Source organism: Pseudanabaena sp. 'Roaring Creek', from assembly GCF_001402795.1.
Taxonomy (GTDB): Bacteria; Cyanobacteriota; Cyanobacteriia; order Pseudanabaenales; family Pseudanabaenaceae; genus Pseudanabaena.
The window spans coordinates 1-12,908 of record NZ_LIRE01000165.1 but is presented as its reverse complement, the minus strand read 5'-3'; the positions used below and the strand labels follow the sequence as shown (position 1 = coordinate 12,908).

The following is a 12,908-nucleotide window of genomic DNA, read 5'->3' as shown; positions in this document are numbered from 1 at the left end:
TCTTCATCAACGCTAATTCAAGGTGTCAGCCACAAATATTGCAAAACTATTCATCGTAAGGATGGCTATAGCTATGGATTCTAATATCTACTGGCGGTTAAAACCGCCGTTCGCTTACCTCTCAGCGCTAAAGCGCGGAGTTTCTCGCGTATCGAGAGGTCTTTTATGATAAAAAGAAAAGTTTTAAGCCTAGTTTTGGCTGGCTCCCTATTTACTTCTTGTGCTGCCCCTGTATATGAAAACGGTGTTTGGCAAGCTGAATGCAGTTACGCCCCCGATGGCGCACATGTATGCAAGCATTTTAAGTCTGATGGTTCTATCAACCAGATAGAGATTGATCGATACTCTTTGGATGGTAAATCAGTTACTCGTGAGGCATTTAATGCTCGTAACGATTCTGAATACGATTGTTCTGTTGTTACCAATTCCAGCAGGCATGAAAACTCAATAAGTCTCGATGATGTGTCCTATGCTTGTTGGACTAAATATGTCAAAAAGACAAAAGTGTAATATGCAAGCCCTGAGCTTGATTGAAGGAGATCTAACCTTCAGGCAAATTCGAGCGAAAATCCATCCTTATACAGTGATCGTCCGTTGCGATCGCTGTAAACTGGGGTTCAGGCAAGCGCTCGGTGAAATCTGTATTTGTCCTAAGTGTATTGAAATTGAACAAAATTAAAGAACGATACCTTACCTTTAGAGATACTTGGTACAGCCCCTATCCCAGACGATCTATTTGATTCAGCATTCTTATCTCGGCATTAGATCTGTCAGCAACCCTGCACTGAAATGAACTATATTCTCCTTTTAATTGCCAGTTTCCTATTTTTAACTGCGATCGCAATATTTAGCCCGACGAAACTTCCATATACCTGCATCAAGCATTGTGATGGAGATACAAGCCATTTTCAAAATCATAAAGGAGAAGTTTTTAAAGTTCGATACGAGTTCATGGACGCAGATGAGAAACGTCAACCGTTTGGGGCAATGGCATCTGAACGACTGGCAAAATTAGTCCCAATTGGCAGTGGTGTTAATATCGAATTCAATGGAAAAGACAAGTTTGGGCGTTGGATTGGGACTATCTATACTAAACGTCTTAACGTTAATTTTGAGATGGTTTCTACAGGGTATGCCGTCGCCGAGACTGATTACAAAGGCGATCGGGTAACCAAGAATCAATACGAACGTGCCGAACAATATGCAAAAGACCATAAATTAGGAAGGTGGAAAAGGCATGAATGGTGCAAAGAGCGTCCTTCTGAGTATCGAAAGAGAATCAAATCAGGAGTAAAATAGTGCAAATATTGTATTCAGGTTCGAGTTATAGCAATCCTCAAAGCCTTTTGACTGAAGACGACTGGGTAATATTAAATGCGGTCAACAAAGAGGTGCTGACCGAAGAAGAAATTTTAAAAAAAGTTCACAACCATAGGTTTGAAGAACCGACAGTATTTGCAGAGTATCTCGATCGCTGTATCCGAAAAGGATATTTGAATCGTCAGTGGAAAAATGGAAAAGCACACTATTTTCGAGTAAATCAAATAAAATGAAAAATTCAAACATTCCTTGGTGTCACGACACCTTAAATTTTTGGATTGGTTGCAGTCACGCAATCGTCCCTGAATCCGTTTCTGCTACTGGCAAAGCTCACGAATCCCCAGAATGTAGAGCCTGTTACGCTGAACGAAAAATGGATAGCCGCTTACATAAGGTTGTTTGGGGCAAAAACGGTACTCGCTACAAAGTTAAATCCGCGATCGCCAATGCTCGAAAATCCAATAAACTTGCTCAAAAAACTGGAGAACGTCGCCGCATATTTTGTCAATCTCTCTCGGATACTTTTGAAAAATTTGAAGGAGTAGACGATACTGGAAATCCAATCAACTTAGAGGATTGGAGAAATGAACTTTTTGCTTTGATTGAAGAGTGTACTCATGTTGAGTGGCTACTGCTTTCTAAACACTTATTCGATCGCATGGCAGTCGGGGAGGATTGGCGCGATTTAGTTCCAGAGTCTTGGCGAGATCGATTCCCCGACAACGTTCGGATTGGGTGTACTGGTGGCACTCAGGAGACTTACGATTACCGCGTGAAGTTAATGCAGCAAATCCCTGCAAAGAACTTTGTGAGTGCTGAGCCAATGCTCGAAAAAATTGATTTCAGGCTTGATAAATACAAAGTTGATTGGCTAATACTTGGAGGGCAATCAAAGCAAGGAAGTCTGCCTACAGAGAAGTTTGATTTTGAATGGGCTATAGATTGCATTTATCAATGCAAAATTCATGCCTTGGCTAAGACGAAAAGCTATGAAACAAGATGCAATCCAGCATTTTTCTTTAAACAAGCTGGTAGTAGCCCTCACTATTTTGGTGTGCCTATTAAGTTAGGCGATCGCAATGGTGAAGATTTGAGCGATCCTCTGATTCCAAAGATTCTTAAGGTTCGTGAATTTCCTCAAAATAATTATTGAATTGGTTTCGGCTTACCCATTAGAGGGTGATACCCCTGTCCATAATCACAATCAAGCGATCGCCAATAGTTGAGTTGTATTTAAAAATGGCTCTTTGATATAGATAACACAAAACTAAACAATGGCGAGATTAAATGGCTAAACTAAAGAAGCTGATGGGAGTGCAGCAAAATTTACTGGACTGCGATAAGGAAACTTTGGCAGTTATTACATATTTGTGCGAACAGTCTCAGCCTGTATAACTGCCTCTGTATATCTACATCATTCATTTTTTGGTTTGTTTTTTTAAATTAGTTATTTTCTTTGATTTCCATTTCAAGAAATTTGTAGATATTCATTATTTGATGTTTCACTAATTCTATTGATTTCTCAATCCGATCTAATTGTTCTGAAGTATTTTTAGAATTAACATCTATAGCTTTGGTTAAATCTCCTAATAAACCTTGTTGTGTATATACAATGTCTTGCAATTGCATTAAGTAATCGAAATTTTTAGCTAACGATAATTGCGTTATATCTGCAACAATTTTTGCGCTATTTCTTGCTTGTTCCAGATGAAAATTTGATTGATCTCGCTCTTTTTCAAGCTCTAATTCAGCTTGGCTTTTAGTAATTTGAGCATCCATCTCTCCCTTTGTTTGCTTTGCTGAGAGAATTATCAATCCTATTTTTTCAACCCATTTTGTAATTACCGATCCCATTACTGCTGCACCGATCGCGACCCCACCGATCTGTACATTATTATCTAATGCTGAAGTAGGTTTTTCTTGTGGAACCCCAATTCTTGATTCTGTATTTTGTGCAATAGTAAAATCAGTACTCTTGTATCCTGAAACAGTTGGTACTGTTCTATCAATCGGCAGTTCAGACATTGTAGTTTACCTGCCCGATGATTAAATCGTTTATTCTTGTGTTTGACATGGTGCGATCGCTAATACTGAATATCCCAATATTAGCGATCGCACTAAAATAGTAATAAATAAAGCTTTATGAGCGAAATCAATCTAAAAACTTTTTAGACATCGTTCTTGCTCGTTCGCGATTGGCGTTTGACTGTCGATCTTGCGATATTTGACGAGCCATTTCTAAGAGTTTGCTTTCAACATCTGGATTTTCTCTATTAAATATGGACAGAGCTTCTAGCAAACAATCTACAGATACTTGCTCGTCGGCTTTTAACTGCCGATAGTATCTATTAGCAACGTTGGACAATCTCACCGTCCTTTTATTTAGTTCGGTTGGGTCTGGTGTTGAGGGTAAAGGCTTTACTCTAACTGATGTGTCTCTCTTTACCCTGGTTCGGTTTTGACTAACTGTGTCGAGGATCGAATCTGGATTAGGCTCAGTCATTTATGACCTCCGTTAGCTGGGTAAAGGTATGCTCAAGTTCTTCGGGTAAATATATGCCCGCATCGATTGCCTGTTTATATTTTTCGCTATCCACAATCGAAGCTGCAATTTTGATACCAGTCTCTTCCCCAACTTTTTGGAAATAGGCGATCGCTTTGCTACTGATTTTGGTGCGGTTTATCCCTCGAATTGTGTCCCTAAATGGGACGATCGCCGCAACTTTGCCTTCAAATGCACCGCATTCGGTCAGGTCTTCGATAGTTTCCAGTGTGCTTTGGAGACATACTAATCCCTTGCTATTGGATTCTACTGGGATAATAATTTTTTCTGCGGCACATATACAGGTCGAGCATAGTTGCGATCGCCCTGGCTGAGAGTCAATCAAAATTACATCGAAGGGTAAATCCTTGATACGCCGATGCAGTATCCGTTCGCCCATTGATTCATTAGCTAGGTATGTTTGCGACTGCTCTAGGGCGCGATCGCTGGGCATTATATATAAGTTGTCCCACTGGGTCTTATATACTGCCTCAATTGGTTTTACTGCCTTGGTCAGACATTCAAGGAGTGTTGGTTCATCCTCTTTATGTGGCGATCGACCATACAAAGTTAGGTTATGTTGCGGATCGCCATCAATCCACAGAGTTTTGATGCCCTTTTTAGCCAATGCTAAGCCTAAGAAAAAAACGGTTGTGGTCTTGCCTTGACCTCCCGATAGGCTTGTAACTGTCGTGATTTGCACTTGTTTTATATATATAGTTATTGGTATTTTGTGGTCATGGTCATTCTCTGTCAATGCCTTTATATGTTGTAATGGATAGATTGTTAAATAGATTTAAGTCAAGGTGGCAAAACTTCAAGGTGGAAATAGCGATCTTTATTTTATAAAAAGTTACTTCATTTTGATGCATCATCCGTTGATGGGTTCGGGGTTGAGGGTAAACGTATTCATTATTTCCACCTAAACGTTTTGCCATCTTGACTCTATTTGATTTGAAGGATTGTTTGGTGGGTTCGGGGTTGAGGGGACATGCGATCGCTATTTCCACCTAGACTTATTTCCACCTTGACTCTATAAATTAAAGTAATCTATACCCTTTACCATTATTAAATCATGTCACTTACCTATCTTGTTGCCAAGGCGATCGCCAGAAAGGATGCTAATAACTCGCATGGTGCAACGGGTTCGCCAGAGTACAAGGTTTGGAAAGGTATGCGTAATCGTTGCAATAACCCGAAAAATAGCAACTATTACAAGTATGGGAAAAAGGGTGTAACCGTCGATAAGGACTGGGACAGCTTCGAGAATTTTTATCGAGACATGGGTAAGAAACCAGAGGGGGCGACTTTAGATCGGAAAGACCCAAAGAAAGGTTACTCAAAAGAAAATTGCCGTTGGGCGAAAGCTGGGGATGCAGGTGCGAGAGGAAATGACATTTATATCAATGTAGGCGGCGCTTCGCGCCGCCTAAAAGATGTTGCCGAGAAGAAAGGAATACTGGCAAATACTTTGTATAAGAGGATTAAGACTCATGGGATGAGTGTGAAGGAAGCATTGGATAAATAGCTAAAATTGATATAAATCAAAATTCTAAAATAAGTAATTTGTTGGCATCAAAAAGGAGATGTTTACTATTAGTAAATATCTCCTTTTTGATGATTGATCTAGCTGTTTTAGTCTACTCGATCCATCGATCCAGCGATCCATAATAAGCCTATATATTAAGTTATTGGATCGTCATAAAAGAGTAACTTTTTCGGGGGTGGAGATTCCTTAAGAGTGTTGATGCAAGCCATTAATTAGTTTATGTAAAATGCTTGCAAGCCTAGCTATAAAGCGATAAAACGGTGAGGTAATCGGTAAATCTCGATTACATAAATTTGTGTTTTATCTTTTGTTTTCCTAGCAGTCTGTAAGCCCGAACGGGTTAAGAGCTATTAAAGCAATAGGGATTAAAGCCCGAACTGATAAAGCCAAAAAAAAGAAATAATAGCTAATAGCCTATCAGGTTAAGAGATTAACTTTTTGAAGCAATATTAAAGCTATCTCTTAGTAATTAGATTACTTATCCTTTGTGGATATAGCGCTAATAAAAAGATCTAGATTTTGGGTTTACAAAATTTTTCTCTAGTCCAATAAATCAAACTAAAAATAGGATTAACTATCATGTCTTCTAAGAAAGTAATTGCAGCTAACAAACCCGTTTTGATCGTTGAGACTTCTCCAGTCGTTGAGACTTCTCCAGTCGTTGAGACTTCTCCAGTCGTTGAGACTTCTCCAGTCGTTGAGACTTCTCAAACTAAAATCATTGATTTTCAATTCAAGTCTAGATTGACTACAGGTAAGTTATACCTGTCGATCTTTGGTGATTACAACCCAAAAGATCGAGCATACAAATCTTTGTATGTGATTGAGTCTATAGAGTCAGGACTCTATGAATTGCGACAATTCAAGATCGGATCTGACAGCCTAGCCAATAATGGCAAGATGATCGCTAGGCTAGGTTTCGATCTTGAGTCTGGTTTGTTTGTAAGTCAATCCAAGATTTTATTAGAGTCTTTGGATCGTATTCTCTTACGGTTTTATCGTGACAACCAGACTCAAGATAAAGCCGATCAAATTGGCAGCAATAAAGATTACTTCTTTATCTTTCTGTTGTCGGTTATGTCTTCAATTGATGGACTCAAGACTGATGAACAGCTATTTTCTACACGTTATAGAGCGCTTACCCATAGCGACTATAAGAGCGCTCTTGATAGCTTTGCTCTTTCTTTCCCTAGCCTGTCGTATGCAGTCAATGCGATCGCTAAAAACTTGAAAGAGCTAGGGATTAAATAAACCCTAAAAAAGAGCATTACTAGCCGATCTAGTGATGCTCTTTTTTTTTCTTTCCACCTATCAAAAATTCTCTTTATCCATCAAAAAAAATGACTTTATACACTAACTCAGTAAAGGCAACAATGCCAAAAATGATCGCATTGCCAAGCGATCCAAATGTGCGCTATAGCGCTTATGCTTATATTCCATCATGGGATAAGCTACTAAAACAAGTAAAGCTTAATTGTGACGTGTTTATTGATGGTAAGCCGATCTTGCAATTCATTTCACCATGTCTCAAGAATGCTAATCGTAGATATTTTGGAGAAGACAAAACAGAATATAAAGACTCTAAGTTTATCTCTGTAGCCAAAATCACCAAGATTTTAGAGCTATCAGATCTTGATATTGATCGCCTATCGATTGATGACAAGACTGCTATCTTGTATGGAAGCACAAAGCTAATTTGTGGTTTTAACCCTAGCAAGATCGCGCTAGTGCTTCCTTACATTAGCTTTATAAAGGAATATAGAATAACAATTTTTCGCGCTTTGCATGATGGACTATTAAAGCTTTGTAAGGTAAACACGATCGCTAGAAATGAGGTTAAACCGTTCTTTTTCCCATTGCTGCAAAGCGATCGGATTGCTCTTAACTTGGAAGCTAAAAGCTTAAGGCACACAAAAAAGAAAAGTGCAATTATTCCGATCGTTTCTGATTATCATCACTCTTTAGGAAAGAGTAACGCTTTAAACTTGTTTACTTTCTCAACGCTTGATCTAGAATTATCTTTTCGTGATAACGGTATCGATAAATCAAAATACGTTTGTGGTATATATGCCAAGTCTTACAGAATGGCTAAAGATAGCCGATCTGTATGGTCTTTAATTGGATATATTGCTAGGAATAAAAACAAAGCTAAAACCGTCTTGAATGACGCAATGATCAAAGCGCTAGGCTTTGTCACCATACCTAACGCTCTAAAATCGTTAGGATTGTTAGCAACTGATTGTTTTAGATATGAATTGCCATATTGTAATATGGCAACATTAGAACACTGCAATTTAAGCAATGTTGCTTGTATTACTGAATTTTGGAAACTATTTAATTTCTACCCTATGGGAGAAGTTAAACAAAATAACCCTATCTGTTTAGAGTATAGGAAGCTTAGAAAGTAAATAAACCCGCAAAAAAAGACCGTAGCTAAAACTAGCTGCGGTCTTTTTTATGTGGTTATTCAGTCCAACAAAAAACAGCTATCTAAGCTCTATTAGATAGCTGTTTTTTGTTGGACTGAATAACCACGTTCAACCCTACCCATTCAAAAAAGAGCAACTTTTTGAATGGGTAGGATCGCCAGATCAGATCGCATAGAAAAGCATTTATAAAAGGAGAAATATGAAAACAATAATTATCGACAGTGAATCTTTCTCTAGGAACTATTACTTTGTCTCTACAGATCGACACCATGCTAAGGAGTGCATCCCTAGCACTGGCTTCAACTTAAGATCTGAGGCGATCGCATCAGCTATTCAACTCAATAGCGAACTGAAGAATACTCCTTTCGTTCAGACGGAAGTGTATGTCTTCGATAGACACAAGAATCTTATCAAATCAATATCCTAAGACTAGGGGTGTTTGCTGTCACCGAGGCATAGATAATCGGATCTATTAGAGGTATAAAAATGAATTTTCAAGCGTACACATATTCTCTTTCTACTAAAACCGTTAAATGGTTTGGACAATTCCGCACTCTGCATGAAGCAGAATGCCAAACAAAGCCTATGGAGGCTAGTGGCAACGCGATCGCTATCATCCACAAAGATGAGATTATTCTCTCCTCTGCCTTCAAGAGGGACATTACCACTAGAAAAAGGACTTACTTCCGAGAGTTGCCTAAGTGGGTCGCTCGGATCAAGTCTTTTGCGGCGGCGATCGCTTAGGAATTGCCGATGGGTTCGGGGTTGGGGGAACGATATTTTACACGATAGGTTAAAACAAAATCAATATGGAAATAATAAGACGGATTGGATTTAAGGAACAAGATCGGAATCAGGTAGAGCAATCTGTCTCGATAGCGGTAGAGGCAAATCCCGATATGTTTATCGAAAAGTATCTACGAGACTCGCGATCGCTTGGTGGACGATATATAGCTGCTGACTTATTTAAGGAAACTTTTCCAGTTTTCAGTCAATCAAAAGAGGCGAGAAACCGCTATAACAGTCCCGTCCATAATTCTGCTGCTGTACTATCGGCAGAACTTTTTAGGCGCACAATTTCGGATCGATCTTACCCCGAAAGGGATATGGTAATTTTCTTGACTGGAATACCAGGGGCAGGAAAAACCTCCTCAATGCTTGTTGATGGTGGGCTTCCTAATAATGTCAAACTGGTTTTTGAAGGGCAGCTATCAAAATTTGAAACAACTCAGCAAAAAATTAAGCTAGTTGTTAATCAAAGCTTAAAGGCGACAATAGTTGTGGTTCATACAACACCAGAAAACGCACTTAAGAATACTTTCAAGCGTTTTGAACAAGAAGGGAGGGGTGCTAGTATTAATATAATGAGTTCTATTCAGGCAGGACTGCCAGATAGCTTATTTGAAGTACATAAGCGATTTGGATCGTTTGTAGATTTTAAGATCTACGACTATCGAGATCGATTTAATCCAGTAACCCTAAAAGGCTGGAAGCATCTAAACGTAATTAAGTCAGGAAGTTATGGGCAAATCATGCAGCGACTCTTTAATCAAGCCGAACAAGAGTGGAGAGCAGGGAGAATCACTGAAGCCTGTTACATCCAAGCAGTCGGATCTACACCCATCGAATTTAGATGAGCTTGACTCTAATGTAATGAGACATATAAAGCGAATGTCTGAAGATGAGACGTATGACGAACAGGTGACGAAAAAGCGTATGTCGAGCGAGTGGACTGAATAGAGGTCGAAGGAACTACTAGACAATTATCCTGTTGTTTTTTAGTTAACTATTCCTGTCAAACAAAACTAGCCCCAATGCATCAAAGTGCATTGGGGCTAGTTTTTTGCTGTCTCCGAGGCATAGATGATCGGGATTATTTACCTTGGAGGTAAATATGGCTCATAGCGAACAAAGGCTAAAGACAATAAAAACTCTTGCAAAAGCACAAGAGAGGATTGCAAATTTGCAATCAGCAATTGAAAAATCGATGAAAGTAAAAAATTCTCAGGAGGGAGAATCGAAACAGTAAAGTTCAACTGCTCCCTTAATGGGTTCAGGGATTATCTGATAGGCGATCTAACTTAAAATCGCCTATCAACTCCAACACTTTGCCACCGTGAAATAGAAGGCGATCGTGTGTAGTCCTGAACAGAATCAAGCTTTTAAGATTGCTTGTTCTAATTTACGAATTTCAATCAAGTAAATACATACAACTAGGAGAGAATTAAATGGAATCAGTTTATGGAATTTTTGTTTCTGGTCAATTTGCGCCCGAAATCGTTGTAGGTAGATCTGCGAGAGATGCTTTCAAGATCGCATTCAAGAAGGGGCTTGTCACGCAAGCCGATCGCTTTACCTGCGATATTCGGCAATTGTTAATCAAAGAGATGGAATTTTGGAGCAATGCTGAAATCCCAGATCGAGATTTATTATTAGCAGCATTACGCCGAACCAGATCTCCAGTTGGGGATCTTCTCATCGACTATTTGGATGGGCATACCCAGGAAGGTGAAGACTTCCTAGAGTTTATTGATGATAAGAAGGTCGGACTATATGCCCAGAAAGCTTGCTGGAACGCGATCGTTTTAGCGATGGACAACTATAAAGCATCTGTTCAACGCGATCGCATTCTGCAAGCCGCTAATGATTGGCTTGAGAATATTTCAGAAATGATGGTTGATAAACTTTGCCAAATCCAATCTGAAGTCGAAGAAGAATTTGAACAGGAATGGGGTCAATATGCAGCTTAAATTTGCTCAAGCGACATCAAAACAATTGGCTCAAGAAATTGTAAAAGAGCTTGGAGTATCAATATGCTTTGCAATTAATCGGAATGAGAAATACGCAGATTTGCTGCATCAATATAGGTGTGCTGTCACACTTTTATTCCAACTAACTGAAGACCCTTGGGATGTACTTCAGTATATTCAAAAGGAAGGTTACAACTATCATGAATAGATACAGGGTCGATAACAACGACTGGAATCGTGTAAATTGTCGCCCAGAGTTACTTGGTAAGGTGTTCATCAACCCACCATCCTACTGCGCTGTGACCGAGTTTAACGGATTGGAGAGATATGCTGCAATTGCGGCATGGGCTAAGAAGCGATATTCAGATTCCTTCGGAGATATTGTTATTTCTGTAGGCGATCGATCATCCAAGTATTCGCAGGTCGAGAAAGCTGCTTGGAGTAAGTACATTAATAGCTTGGAGAATTCAAGATGCGTTTAAGATTTTATTTTGAGTATAAGCCTACCAATGGCTCACTTACAAATTACGTCTGTATTGAGTCGGGAGAATTTTTTCGCTCTGTCCGTACATCTTCGATTATAGGCATAAACTTGCGCCAATCTTGGATGACTGATGAGATATGCGATCGCGTTGGTAAGCAGCTAGCAAGCGATCGACAAACTTGGGGGCAATTTGTATGCGCCTAAGTTTCTATTCTGACGAAGAAGATTAGTAAGGAGAAAAATGTACTTTATAAATATAGGCGAAACGGCAAGCCAAATTGTTAAAGCGGACGCGATCGCCTGTAAATTCTTTGCCCCTCTGACAAAGAGGCAGGAAGTTTACTGGGAATTTTTTCTCTTTGTCGTGAATAGCGATCGTGCTAAGGAAGCTGACTTTTGGATTGAAAATGAATGTAATCTTGCAGAGGCGATTAGAAAAGAGAAATATTCTATTAAAGCTGACAAACAATTAACCGAGGCAGATCGTTTTTGCCTTGAAAACACGAAAGAGCTTCAGCGCAGAAAGTAATTGACTGTGCCTTGATGGTGATTTTTTGCATAGTTCTCAAGCAAAGAAATGTAACGATTTTGAAGTAATCGTTGAAGCTATTAATTTCCTAGATAACTTACAGGATAAAATTTCATGACATATAAATTTATAGTTACGGGAGGGATAGATGTTCCTCCCTCTTGTACCGAGATCCTCTCTTTCGACAAAAGGGTGATTGGTTTTACCATGCCAGACGGTAGAGAGGTAAGACCGTATCTTGCCCTTGAAATCAAATCTCTGTCAGAAGAGACTGTAGACATCTCTCATTCCGATGAAATTGAAGCTATGGGCTTTACCAATCTCGACTACGAACTCAACGAATTTGAGCAAGTGGATGATAATGAGGTAGATGATGAGGAAGAGGTAGATCATCAAGACTTGGAAGAATACCCCGAAACCCTTTGCTTCCATGATGATTTGCTAGCCGAAATCTACGGATAGGTTCGGGGTTGAAGGTACATAAATAATAAAATGACAAGACCACAACGACTTGACATCGCCCAAAACAGGCAAAAGGAAGTCAACAAAGACCAGATACTTTCCGAGATCAATTTTGCCTTGACCCATGCTATCCAAGGTAAGGTCATCGCTCAAATGAAATCAGCCAATGATGGTGTCCCGCGTAGCGCTAAATCCTCGGTTGCAGGAATACGCCAAGCACTAAAAGTCCTTGGTATAGATCCAATAGACCCCGATGAATTGCGATCGCTTAAAGCACTTGGCGATCACATTCTCGAAGACCAACAGCTATATCCCACCGTCATGTGGCGATATTACTGTTGTGGTTACATTACATTCAACGAGTGTGCTGAGTGCCGCGAGAAATCTGGCGATCGTAAGCGCTTTTTTAATGAAGGGCAAGCTGCGATCGAGGCTCGTTTTACTGTACTTGTTGAAAGCCGAGGTTATCGACCCCCAAAGGCTTTGAAGTCTTAATTTATCATATCGATTTTTTCACATAAAGCGATCTATGCTTGACAAAATTGATATGTTATTGATATTTTATTGATACAACGAGGCGAACAAATGACAAAGACTTATAATTACATTCGTATTTAAGCGAATACAAAGCAAGAAGGATTTGCGGCAATCTGTAACAAATTTGCTGATTTACTGAAGGTTGATAGTCAGCAACCCCGCACTGAAGTGACGGGGCTTCTAGCCAAAAGCTAGGAGCCGTGCTGACCAGCCAAAGTCTTAACTGACTACGTTATTTAGGTCACGACACCTCGGAATGCGTGCTAGTTCCCCGCACTGTCGTTTGCAATTAAACAGTTCTAAGGT

Annotated in this window: 23 protein-coding genes; 19 read left to right on the top strand and 4 right to left on the bottom strand. The window is 39.6% G+C overall.

Annotation, left to right across the window (positions count from 1 at the left end; genetic code table 11):
* Window positions 1-165 precede the first annotated feature (165 nt).
* The 5 genes from AC805_RS05255 to AC805_RS05240 all read left to right on the top strand — a co-directional run bounded on the left by AC805_RS05255 (window position 166) and on the right by AC805_RS05240 (window position 2,473).
* On the top strand, window positions 166-510 hold the full coding sequence (locus AC805_RS05255) for a hypothetical protein (protein WP_055074443.1): 345 nt from the start codon (window positions 166-168) through the stop codon (window positions 508-510).
* Complete coding sequence (locus AC805_RS25440; protein WP_156341311.1) at window positions 488-679, top strand: hypothetical protein; 192 nt, start codon at window positions 488-490, stop codon at window positions 677-679. Before AC805_RS05255 ends, AC805_RS25440 begins: the two co-directional genes overlap by 23 nt.
* Window positions 680-789: 110 nt before the next feature.
* The gene (locus AC805_RS05250; protein WP_055074442.1) at window positions 790-1,299 is read left to right on the top strand and encodes a thermonuclease family protein; all 510 of its coding nucleotides are present in this window, start codon (window positions 790-792) and stop codon (window positions 1,297-1,299) included.
* A gap of 47 nt (window positions 1,300-1,346) precedes the next feature.
* On the top strand, window positions 1,347-1,553 hold the full coding sequence (locus AC805_RS05245; protein ID WP_156341310.1) for a hypothetical protein: 207 nt from the start codon (window positions 1,347-1,349) through the stop codon (window positions 1,551-1,553).
* Complete coding sequence (locus AC805_RS05240; RefSeq protein WP_055074440.1) at window positions 1,550-2,473, top strand: DUF5131 family protein; 924 nt, start codon at window positions 1,550-1,552, stop codon at window positions 2,471-2,473. The genes AC805_RS05245 and AC805_RS05240 overlap by 4 nt, the downstream gene beginning before the upstream one ends.
* Window positions 2,474-2,763: 290 nt before the next feature.
* On the opposite strand, the gene AC805_RS05235 is transcribed toward AC805_RS05240, so the two are convergent.
* The 4 genes from AC805_RS05235 to AC805_RS05220 form a co-directional block, all read right to left on the bottom strand.
* A complete protein-coding gene (locus AC805_RS05235; RefSeq protein WP_055074439.1) occupies window positions 2,764-3,345 on the bottom strand; it encodes a hypothetical protein in 582 nt (193 codons plus the stop codon).
* 127 nt (window positions 3,346-3,472) lie between these two features.
* Window positions 3,473-3,823, bottom strand: coding sequence for a hypothetical protein (locus tag AC805_RS05230; protein WP_055074438.1), 351 nt, complete (start codon window positions 3,821-3,823; stop codon window positions 3,473-3,475).
* Window positions 3,816-4,565, bottom strand: coding sequence for a ParA family protein (locus tag AC805_RS05225; RefSeq protein WP_055074437.1), 750 nt, complete (start codon window positions 4,563-4,565; stop codon window positions 3,816-3,818). The genes AC805_RS05230 and AC805_RS05225 overlap by 8 nt, the downstream gene beginning before the upstream one ends.
* Before the next feature lie 40 nt (window positions 4,566-4,605).
* Window positions 4,606-4,872: a hypothetical protein gene (locus AC805_RS05220; protein WP_055074436.1), complete on the bottom strand. Its 267-nt coding sequence runs from the start codon at window positions 4,870-4,872 to the stop codon at window positions 4,606-4,608.
* A 65-nt stretch (window positions 4,873-4,937) separates the two neighbouring features.
* On the opposite strand from AC805_RS05220, the gene AC805_RS05215 reads away from it, so the two are divergent.
* The 14 genes from AC805_RS05215 (at window position 4,938) to AC805_RS05160 (ending at window position 12,560) form a co-directional block, all read left to right on the top strand.
* Entirely contained in the window at window positions 4,938-5,390 is a 453-nt protein-coding gene (locus AC805_RS05215) for a hypothetical protein (protein ID WP_055074435.1), read from the top strand.
* A gap of 600 nt (window positions 5,391-5,990) precedes the next feature.
* On the top strand, window positions 5,991-6,662 hold the full coding sequence (locus tag AC805_RS05210; RefSeq protein WP_055074434.1) for a hypothetical protein: 672 nt from the start codon (window positions 5,991-5,993) through the stop codon (window positions 6,660-6,662).
* Between the two features lie 89 nt (window positions 6,663-6,751).
* Window positions 6,752-7,819 (top strand): hypothetical protein, encoded by a 1,068-nt coding sequence (locus AC805_RS05205; protein ID WP_156341309.1) that lies wholly within the window; start codon window positions 6,752-6,754, stop codon window positions 7,817-7,819.
* A 220-nt stretch (window positions 7,820-8,039) separates the two neighbouring features.
* The gene (locus AC805_RS25435) at window positions 8,040-8,267 is read left to right on the top strand and encodes a hypothetical protein (protein WP_156341308.1); all 228 of its coding nucleotides are present in this window, start codon (window positions 8,040-8,042) and stop codon (window positions 8,265-8,267) included.
* A gap of 59 nt (window positions 8,268-8,326) precedes the next feature.
* Window positions 8,327-8,584 carry a hypothetical protein gene (locus AC805_RS05200; protein ID WP_055074432.1) on the top strand — a complete coding sequence of 86 codons (258 nt, stop codon included), beginning with the start codon at window positions 8,327-8,329 and terminating at the stop codon, window positions 8,582-8,584.
* Window positions 8,585-8,649: 65 nt separating this feature from the next.
* Window positions 8,650-9,477 (top strand): zeta toxin family protein, encoded by an 828-nt coding sequence (locus AC805_RS05195; protein ID WP_055074431.1) that lies wholly within the window; start codon window positions 8,650-8,652, stop codon window positions 9,475-9,477.
* A 257-nt stretch (window positions 9,478-9,734) separates the two neighbouring features.
* Window positions 9,735-9,869 (top strand): hypothetical protein, encoded by a 135-nt coding sequence (locus tag AC805_RS27085; protein ID WP_269433552.1) that lies wholly within the window; start codon window positions 9,735-9,737, stop codon window positions 9,867-9,869.
* 199 nt (window positions 9,870-10,068) lie between these two features.
* Window positions 10,069-10,590, top strand: a complete 522-nt coding sequence (locus AC805_RS05190) for a hypothetical protein (protein WP_055074430.1) — start codon at window positions 10,069-10,071, stop codon at window positions 10,588-10,590.
* Window positions 10,580-10,798 (top strand): hypothetical protein, encoded by a 219-nt coding sequence (locus AC805_RS05185; RefSeq protein ID WP_055074429.1) that lies wholly within the window; start codon window positions 10,580-10,582, stop codon window positions 10,796-10,798. Before AC805_RS05190 ends, AC805_RS05185 begins: the two co-directional genes overlap by 11 nt.
* Window positions 10,791-11,072 carry a hypothetical protein gene (locus AC805_RS05180; protein ID WP_055074428.1) on the top strand — a complete coding sequence of 94 codons (282 nt, stop codon included), beginning with the start codon at window positions 10,791-10,793 and terminating at the stop codon, window positions 11,070-11,072. The genes AC805_RS05185 and AC805_RS05180 overlap by 8 nt, the downstream gene beginning before the upstream one ends.
* Window positions 11,063-11,278 (top strand): hypothetical protein, encoded by a 216-nt coding sequence (locus AC805_RS05175; RefSeq protein ID WP_055074427.1) that lies wholly within the window; start codon window positions 11,063-11,065, stop codon window positions 11,276-11,278. The genes AC805_RS05180 and AC805_RS05175 overlap by 10 nt, the downstream gene beginning before the upstream one ends.
* A 37-nt stretch (window positions 11,279-11,315) precedes the next feature.
* Window positions 11,316-11,603, top strand: a complete 288-nt coding sequence (locus AC805_RS05170; RefSeq protein WP_055074426.1) for a hypothetical protein — start codon at window positions 11,316-11,318, stop codon at window positions 11,601-11,603.
* Between the two features lie 114 nt (window positions 11,604-11,717).
* Complete coding sequence (locus tag AC805_RS05165) at window positions 11,718-12,065, top strand: hypothetical protein (protein ID WP_055074425.1); 348 nt, start codon at window positions 11,718-11,720, stop codon at window positions 12,063-12,065.
* Between the two features lie 30 nt (window positions 12,066-12,095).
* Window positions 12,096-12,560, top strand: coding sequence for a hypothetical protein (locus AC805_RS05160; protein WP_055074424.1), 465 nt, complete (start codon window positions 12,096-12,098; stop codon window positions 12,558-12,560).
* The last annotated feature ends 348 nt before the right edge of the window (window positions 12,561-12,908 follow it).

Coding starts and splice junctions, on each gene's coding strand:
- AC805_RS05185 (WP_055074429.1), top strand. CDS start 10,580: ATGCAGCTTAAATTTGCTCAAGCGACATCAAAACAATTGGCTCAAGAA.
- AC805_RS05250 (WP_055074442.1), top strand. CDS start 790: ATGAACTATATTCTCCTTTTAATTGCCAGTTTCCTATTTTTAACTGCG.
- AC805_RS05200 (WP_055074432.1), top strand. CDS start 8,327: ATGAATTTTCAAGCGTACACATATTCTCTTTCTACTAAAACCGTTAAA.
- AC805_RS05255 (WP_055074443.1), top strand. CDS start 166: ATGATAAAAAGAAAAGTTTTAAGCCTAGTTTTGGCTGGCTCCCTATTT.
- AC805_RS05165 (WP_055074425.1), top strand. CDS start 11,718: ATGACATATAAATTTATAGTTACGGGAGGGATAGATGTTCCTCCCTCT.
- AC805_RS05195 (WP_055074431.1), top strand. CDS start 8,650: ATGGAAATAATAAGACGGATTGGATTTAAGGAACAAGATCGGAATCAG.
- AC805_RS05215 (WP_055074435.1), top strand. CDS start 4,938: ATGTCACTTACCTATCTTGTTGCCAAGGCGATCGCCAGAAAGGATGCT.
- AC805_RS05235 (WP_055074439.1), bottom strand. CDS start 3,345: ATGTCTGAACTGCCGATTGATAGAACAGTACCAACTGTTTCAGGATAC.
- AC805_RS05230 (WP_055074438.1), bottom strand. CDS start 3,823: ATGACTGAGCCTAATCCAGATTCGATCCTCGACACAGTTAGTCAAAAC.
- AC805_RS27085 (WP_269433552.1), top strand. CDS start 9,735: ATGGCTCATAGCGAACAAAGGCTAAAGACAATAAAAACTCTTGCAAAA.
- AC805_RS05175 (WP_055074427.1), top strand. CDS start 11,063: ATGCGTTTAAGATTTTATTTTGAGTATAAGCCTACCAATGGCTCACTT.
- AC805_RS05205 (WP_156341309.1), top strand. CDS start 6,752: ATGACTTTATACACTAACTCAGTAAAGGCAACAATGCCAAAAATGATC.
- AC805_RS05210 (WP_055074434.1), top strand. CDS start 5,991: ATGTCTTCTAAGAAAGTAATTGCAGCTAACAAACCCGTTTTGATCGTT.
- AC805_RS05160 (WP_055074424.1), top strand. CDS start 12,096: ATGACAAGACCACAACGACTTGACATCGCCCAAAACAGGCAAAAGGAA.
- AC805_RS05180 (WP_055074428.1), top strand. CDS start 10,791: ATGAATAGATACAGGGTCGATAACAACGACTGGAATCGTGTAAATTGT.
- AC805_RS05190 (WP_055074430.1), top strand. CDS start 10,069: ATGGAATCAGTTTATGGAATTTTTGTTTCTGGTCAATTTGCGCCCGAA.
- AC805_RS05170 (WP_055074426.1), top strand. CDS start 11,316: ATGTACTTTATAAATATAGGCGAAACGGCAAGCCAAATTGTTAAAGCG.
- AC805_RS05240 (WP_055074440.1), top strand. CDS start 1,550: ATGAAAAATTCAAACATTCCTTGGTGTCACGACACCTTAAATTTTTGG.
- AC805_RS25435 (WP_156341308.1), top strand. CDS start 8,040: ATGAAAACAATAATTATCGACAGTGAATCTTTCTCTAGGAACTATTAC.
- AC805_RS25440 (WP_156341311.1), top strand. CDS start 488: ATGTCAAAAAGACAAAAGTGTAATATGCAAGCCCTGAGCTTGATTGAA.